This window comes from Streptomyces sp. NPDC058685 (genome assembly GCF_042714725.1).
In the GTDB taxonomy this organism is placed as follows: Bacteria; Actinomycetota; Actinomycetes; order Streptomycetales; family Streptomycetaceae; genus Streptomyces.
In genome coordinates this window covers 96991-103694 of record NZ_JBHXSL010000006.1, presented here as the reverse complement: position 1 = coordinate 103694, position 6704 = coordinate 96991, and the positions used below count along the sequence as shown (strand labels likewise).

The window sequence follows — 6704 nt, the reverse complement described above, 5'->3', positions numbered from 1 at the left end:
GTTTTGTGGGTTGGGCTCGTGGTGCGGCGCAAGTTCCCCCGGTGCGCCGCTTCCGCCCACGGCCGTAGGGCGTGCCCGGCAGTGATGGTGCGGGCGGTTCGCGGGCGCTGCCCCGGGCCCCGCGCCTCAATCGCCGGCGGGGCTTGATGTGCGGCCCGTTGTCCCGGTGGGGCTTGATGTGCGGCCCGTTGCCCTGGCGGGGCTGGATGTGGGGCCTGTTGTCCCGGCGGGGGCTGGATGGTTCGCCTCGGTGTGCGGGGCAAGTTCAGCCCGTCCGGCGCTTGAGGACACGGCCGTAGGGCGTGCCCGGCAGTGATGGTGCGGCCGGTTCGCGGGGCGCTGCCCCGGGCCCCGGGGGGGAACAACCGCCGGGGGGGTTTTGGGGGGGGGGGGTAGCCGGGGGCGGGGGCGGCAGTGATGGTGCGGCCGGTTCGCGGGGCGCTGCCCCGGGCCCCGCCCCGCTTCAATCGCCGGCCGGGCTCGATGCGCGGTCGCGGACCAGGGTCTCCAGGCCGGCCACCAGCCTTCCCAGCCCGAACTCGAAATGGTCGAAGTCCCTGCTGAACGTGTCCTCCGCCAGCGCCGCCATCCGCGGGTACTCCCCGCTCAGCATCGCCCGTTCCAGGAACGGCCGTTGCCCCTCCCAGAAGTCCTCGTCGCTCCGGCCCGTCGCCTTCGCCGCCTCGATCGTCTCGATCTCCATCCGGGCGATGCCCATCACGAAGCTCTGCGTCGCGATGATCACCGAGATCAGTTCGGGGTCCGTGAGGCCCATGCCCTGAAGGCCCGTCAACGCGTGCTCCAGTCCCCGTAGCGCGCTCGGGCCGAGGACCGTTCTGGCCTGGTTGACCTTGAGGAGCCAGGGGTGCTCGCGGTAGAGCGTGAGGTAGCCGCGCGCCAGGGCGTCGATCGCGGCGCGCCAGTCCGCCTCGGGCTCCTTCGTGGCCGGGGGCTGGCCGCCGACCCGGTCCAGCATCAGGTCGAGCAGCTCGGCCTTGCCGGGGACGTACCGGTAGAGCGTCATCGTGCCGGCGCCCAGTTCCGTGGACAGGCGGCGCATCGAGACGGCCGCCAGCCCCTCCGCGTCGGCGATCTCGACGGCCGCCGTCACGATGCGGTCGAGGGTCAGGCCGGGCTTCGGGCCCCGGCTCGGACGCTCGCCCGTGCCCCACAGGAGCTCCAGGGTGCGGGAGATGTCTCCGCTGCCGCTCGTTTCGGTCGTCATGGCTTCAGCCTAATGCGCTGGACAAGAACTGGGTACGCTGTACTCTCTTGTGAGTACACCGTACCCAGTTGTCTGTCATCCGTCCTGCCGGGAGGGCCCGTGAACGAACACGCCGTACTCGCCGAAGCGATCGAGAAGAGATACGGGGACAAGCGCGCACTCGACGGCTTCGACCTGGCCGTGCGCCGGGGCACCGTGCACGGCCTGCTCGGGCCGAACGGCGCCGGCAAGACCACCGCCGTGCGCATCCTCAGCACGCTGCTGCGGTTCGACGGCGGACGGGCGCGGGTCGCCGGCGCGGATGTCGCGCGCGACCCCCGCCGCGTCCGCGGCAGGATCGGGCTCGCCGGTCAGTACGCCGCCGTCGACGAGATCCTCACCGGCCGCCAGAACCTGGAGATGTTCGGGCGGCTCTTCCATCTGGGCGGCAGGCGGGCCGCGCTGCGCGCCGGTGAACTGCTGGAGCAGTTCGACCTGGTGGAGGCGGCGGACAAGGGCGTCGGACAGTACAGCGGCGGTATGCGCAGACGCCTCGACCTCGCCGCCTCGATGATCCTCGCGCCCGAGGTGCTGTTCCTGGACGAGCCGACGACGGGCCTCGACCCGCGCGGGCGCGGCGAAGTGTGGAAGGCCGTACGGGAGTTGGTGGCGGGCGGGACGACCGTGCTGCTGACCACGCAGTACCTCGACGAGGCGGACAAGCTGGCCTCGCACATCACCGTCATCGACCAGGGCAGGGCCATCGCCGACGACACCCCCGACGGGCTGAAGAACCGCGTGGGCGGCGACCGTATCGAGCTCGTCGTCGGCGATCCCGCGGACCTGCCGGCGGCCGCTGCGGTGGTCGCGCGCGTCGCGCAGGGCCGGCCGGAGACCAGCGAGCAGGAGCGCCGGGTGCACGCGACGGTGACCGACCGGGTGGCGGCGCTGACCGAGGTGGCGCGCACCCTCCAGGACGCGGGCGTCGCGGTGGAGGACATCGGCCTGCGCAGGCCCAGCCTGGACGACGTGTTCCTGCGCCTGACCGGCCACCGTACCGAGACGCCCGACGCGACCGAGAAGACCGGCACGACCGGGACTACCGAGAAGACCGAGGTGAGCGCGGCATGAGCGACGTCATGGACCGCAGCGGACCGGCGACCACGGCTGTCGCCGCCGTCGATCTGCGGGTCGAGACCGAGGGGGAGCGCCGGCTGTACTGGGCGGTGCTGGACTGCTGGAACGTCGTACGCCGCGGGCTGACCCACTACTGGCGACAACCCTCGTACATCGCCTGGCAGTTGGGCTTCCCCATCGTCTCCGTGCTGCTGTACGGCTATGTCTTCGGCGGCGCGATGAAGCCGCCGGGCGGGGGCGACTACCGCGACTTCCTGATGCCGGGCATGTTCGTGATGACCATGGCCTTCGGCTTCATGAACACGGCCATCTCGGTCGTCACCGACTCCTCGAAGGGGGTCATCGACCGTTTCCGTTCGATGCCGATGGCACCGTCCGCCGTCGTCGCCGGCCGCGGGGTCAACGATCTGCTCGTGGCCTGCGCCGAGCTGACGATCCTCGCGGCCACGGCGCTGGTGATGGGCTGGCGCTCGGACGGCGGAATCCTGGGCACGGCGGCCGCGTTCGCGCTGCTCGTCCTGCTGCGGTTCAGTCTGATCTGGGTCGGGATCTGGCTGGGCCTGCTGGTGCCGAGCCCGGAGGCGGCGGGCGGTCTCTACGCGGTGGTGTTCCCGCTCACGATGATCTCCAGCGTCTTCGTCCCGCCGTCGTCGATGCCCGACTGGCTCGGCACGGTCGCGGCGTGGAACCCGATCTCGTCAACGGCCGCGGCGACCCGGGAGCTGTTCGGCAATCCGGTCGCGGGGGACGGGAGCTGGATTCAGGAGCACGGGGTGCTGATGGCGGTGGTGTGGCCGCTGGCCGTGACGGCGGTGTTCCTGCCGCTGGCGGTCCGCCGCTTCCAGCGCCTGAGCCGCTGACGATGCGCGCCGGGGCCTGAGCGCGGGTCGCTCGCGGGTGGGGCCGGAACCGGGGGATGGCCCCACCCGCGTGGCGCACGCGTCTACCGGCGCAGCAGCTCGCAGACGAAGTCCTCCTGGACGTCCCGCAGTTGCTCCAGCAGCTCCGGCTTGTTCAGCCGATTCACCTGGGTCGTGATCGAGAACGTCAGCGACCTCCTGCCGTCGGCCGTCGCCGCGATGAGCTGCGTGTAGCCGGGGAAGTTGCCGGTGTGGCCGTACACCACCCCGCACCGTGTCGCGTAGCGGAAGATCGCGAGACCGGCCTTGTTCGCGCCCGGCCCCGCCGGCTCCGACGCGCCCGCGACCCAGCGTCGCTGCTCGCGCAGCGTCCGCGCCGAGATCAGCCTGCCGCCCGCGTAGCCGCGGACGAACGCCGTCATGTCCCGCGGTGTCGAGACGATGCCGCCGGACGCCCAGACGCCGGACGCGCTGAGCACCTCGGAGACGTCCTCCGGCGGGTCAGGTGGGGTGACGTCGTAGCCGTGCAGGTACGGCTCGGGCAGCTCGTAGCCCTGCGGGAGGCTGGTGTCGCGCAGACCGAGCGGGCGGTACACAAGACGGGCGAGCAGGTCCTCGTAGCGCCGGCCCGTGACCGCCTCCGCCATCAGGGCCACGGCGATGTTGTCGGAGTTGGAGTACCGGTACCGCGAGCCCGGCCGGAACCGGAGCGGCTCGCCGGCGACGAAGTCGAGCAGCCGGCGGGAGTCGAAGCGCCGCTGCGGGTCCGCGGCCAGGAGCTCCAGGAACTCCCGGTCCTCGGAGTAGTCCGGGAGGCCGCTCGTGTGGTTGAGCAACTGCCGCAGCGTGACCCGGTGCCAGGCGCGCGGCAGCCCGGGCAGCACCCTGCCGATGGTGGAGTCCAGGCGCAGCTTCCCGCGGTCGACGAGGCTGAGGGAGACCGCTCCGCTGAACGCCTTGGCCGTACTGGCGATCCGCATGTGGTCGCTCACCCGGACCGGCCGGTCCGTGCCGATCTCGGCGACACCGGCGCGGTGGACCTCCGAGCGGCCGTCGCGCCGGAGGACGGCGATGATGCCGGGCGGCCCGCCCGGGGCGGCGATCAGTTGCTGCAACTGCCGTTGCAGCGCGCGGTCGTGGTCGGAGCCGGCGGGGTCGGCGGCGCGGGCGGGCGCGGACACCAGCCCGGCGAGACCGGCGGCAGTCAGCAGGGCGGCGGCGGACAGACGAAGCGGCGAGCGTCGGGGCAGCGGCACGGTGGTTCTCCCGGTGGGCGAGCACGATGGGCACGCTCAGCATCGGGCGGCCGCCCCGCCCCTGCCCGCGCCGCTGCTCCATCCGGCCGAGCCCGCGCCCACCGGGACGACGGGAGGCCCGGCAGCCGCGCCCACCGGTACGACGAGGGGCCCGGCAGCCTCGGCCGCCGGGCCCCTCACTCGTACGACGTGGGTGTCAGAGGTTCTCGATCACGTAGTCGACGCACGCGGTGAGCGCCTCGACGTCCGCCGGGTCGATCGCCGGGAACATCGCCACGCGCAGCTGGTTGCGGCCCAGCTTGCGGTACGGCTCGGTGTCGACGATGCCGTTGGCGCGCAGCACCTTGGCCACCGCGGACGCGTCGATGTCGTCGGAGAAGTCGATGGTGCCGATGACCTGCGAGCGCTTGGCCGGGTCGACGACGAACGGGGTGGCGTACTTCGACGCCTCCGCCCAGCCGTACAGGGTCCGCGAGGAGGTCGCCGTCCGGCGCACCGACCAGTCGAGACCGCCCTGGCCGTTGATCCACTTCAGCTGCTCGTTCAGCAGGAAGAGGGTCGCCAGCGCGGGGGTGTTGTACGTCTGGTTCTTCAGGGAGTTGTCGATCGCCGTCGGGAGGCTGAAGAACTCCGGGACGTGCCGGCCCGAGCCGTGGATGCGCGCGGCGCGCTCCAGGGCCGCGGGGGAGAAGACACCGATCCACAGGCCGCCGTCGGAGGCGAAGGACTTCTGCGGGGCGAAGTAGTAGACATCGGTCTCGGCGATGTCGACGGGCAGGCCGCCGGCGCCCGAGGTGGCGTCCACCAGGACCAGCGCGCCCTCGTCGGCCCCGTTCACGCGCTTGATGGGGGCGGCGACACCGGTCGAGGTCTCGTTGTGCGTGAAGCCGTACACGTCGACGCCCGCCTCGGCCTCGGGCTCGGGGTGCGTGCCCGGCTCGGAGGTGATGACGGTGGGCTCGGCCAGCCAGGGTGCGAGCTTGGCGGCCTTGGCGAACTTGGAGGAGAACTCGCCGAACGACAGGTGCTGGGACTTGTTGTCGATCAGGCCGTGCGTCGCGACGTCCCAGAAGGCGGTGGAGCCGCCGTTGCCGAGGATCACCTCGTAGCCCTCGGGGAGCTGGAACAGGTCGCGTACGCCGTCGCGCACCGCGCCGACCAGGTTCTTCACCGGGGCCTGGCGGTGGGACGTGCCCATCAGGGACGTGCCGGTGGCGGACAGGGCGTCGAGCGCCTCCGTCCGCACCTTGGAGGGGCCCGCGCCGAAACGGCCGTCGGCGGGCTTGATGTCAGCGGGAATCCGGATCTCAGCCACGTTCCGGAGCGTAGTCGGTCACGGGGCGTCGCGCGGACGTGGTCCGGCGGATGAGACAGCTGCCCATATGACGGTCGTACCGGTGTCCGGCGTCACCGGCGGCTCAGCCCTTGCGGCGGACCGCCAGGGCGTGCAGATGCTCGACCAGCGCTATCAGGACGAATTTGCTGGACGAGTGGTCGCGGGCGTCGAACTCCACCATCGGCACGTCGGGGCCGAGCGCGAGCGCCTCGCGGATGTGCTCGTCGCTGTGCAGCGGTCCGCCGAAGTCGTTCACCGCGACGATGTACGGCATGCCGTGGTGTTCGAGGCGGTCCAGGGCGTACCAGGCGTCGTCGAGGCAGCGGGTGTCGACGAGGACGACGGCGCCCATCGTGCCCGCCAGCAGACGTTCCCACAGGAACCAGAAGCGCTTCTGGCCGGGGGCGCCGAAGAGATAGAGGACGCTCCGGTCGTCGATCGAGATGCGTCCGAAGTCGAACGCCACGGTGGTGGCGTTCTTGCCGCTGACCCTGCTGGTGTCCTCCAGGCTGCGGCCGGCGCGGCTCATCACTTCCTCCGTGTGCAGCGGGCGTATCTCGCTGACGGAGCGGACCATCGTGGTCTTGCCGACGCCGAAGCCGCCGACGACGACGATCTTCAGGGTGTTCTCGGTCGTCCCGACAGGCGTGGGGTGTGGCCCGGCCGGGGGGACCGCCCGCGTACCGCGGGTCATCGCTTCTGAGCGGTGCCGGTCATCGAGTGTTGCCTTCCGAGGGGTGGCGGGGGCAGAACTGGAGCCGCGTGTTCCCGATCAAGTGCTCGTCACTATAGGAGAGTTGGCGATCACTTTGGGCTCTTCCCCCCCGGCTTTGCCAAGGCCTGGCAGAGAGCGGCCGCCGGACCGGCCCGTTTCGCGGCGGTGTGACGGGAGTGACGGGGGCATGCTGAGA

General features: G+C 71.7%; 6 protein-coding genes. 2 read left to right on the top strand and 4 right to left on the bottom strand.

What is annotated here, in order from left to right; genetic code table 11:
* Positions 1-463: 463 nt before the first annotated feature.
* Positions 464-1225 carry a TetR/AcrR family transcriptional regulator gene (locus ACFWU3_RS07570; RefSeq protein ID WP_384432657.1) on the bottom strand — a complete coding sequence of 254 codons (762 nt, stop codon included), beginning with the start codon at positions 1223-1225 and terminating at the stop codon, positions 464-466.
* Positions 1226-1324: 99 nt separating this feature from the next.
* On the opposite strand from ACFWU3_RS07570, the gene ACFWU3_RS07565 reads away from it, so the two are divergent.
* Together ACFWU3_RS07565 and ACFWU3_RS07560 are read left to right on the top strand one after the other, a co-directional pair.
* Entirely contained in the window at positions 1325-2335 is a 1011-nt protein-coding gene (locus ACFWU3_RS07565) for an ATP-binding cassette domain-containing protein (RefSeq protein ID WP_384432654.1), read from the top strand.
* Positions 2332-3201: an ABC transporter permease gene (locus ACFWU3_RS07560; protein ID WP_384432651.1), complete on the top strand. Its 870-nt coding sequence runs from the start codon at positions 2332-2334 to the stop codon at positions 3199-3201. The genes ACFWU3_RS07565 and ACFWU3_RS07560 overlap by 4 nt, the downstream gene beginning before the upstream one ends.
* An 83-nt stretch (positions 3202-3284) precedes the next feature.
* Here ACFWU3_RS07560 and ACFWU3_RS07555 read toward each other — a convergent pair whose 3' ends face one another.
* From ACFWU3_RS07555 to ACFWU3_RS07545, 3 genes are all read right to left on the bottom strand, one after another.
* Entirely contained in the window at positions 3285-4457 is a 1173-nt protein-coding gene (locus ACFWU3_RS07555) for a serine hydrolase domain-containing protein (protein ID WP_384432648.1), read from the bottom strand.
* Positions 4458-4653: 196 nt separating this feature from the next.
* Positions 4654-5772, bottom strand: coding sequence for a phosphoserine transaminase (gene serC, locus ACFWU3_RS07550; protein WP_384432645.1), 1119 nt, complete (start codon positions 5770-5772; stop codon positions 4654-4656).
* A gap of 103 nt (positions 5773-5875) precedes the next feature.
* Positions 5876-6487 (bottom strand): ATP/GTP-binding protein, encoded by a 612-nt coding sequence (locus tag ACFWU3_RS07545; protein WP_384432642.1) that lies wholly within the window; start codon positions 6485-6487, stop codon positions 5876-5878.
* Between the last annotated feature and the right edge of the window lie 217 nt (positions 6488-6704).

Coding starts and splice junctions, on each gene's coding strand:
- ACFWU3_RS07570 (WP_384432657.1), bottom strand. CDS start 1,225: ATGACGACCGAAACGAGCGGCAGCGGAGACATCTCCCGCACCCTGGAG.
- ACFWU3_RS07560 (WP_384432651.1), top strand. CDS start 2,332: ATGAGCGACGTCATGGACCGCAGCGGACCGGCGACCACGGCTGTCGCC.
- ACFWU3_RS07545 (WP_384432642.1), bottom strand. CDS start 6,487: ATGACCCGCGGTACGCGGGCGGTCCCCCCGGCCGGGCCACACCCCACG.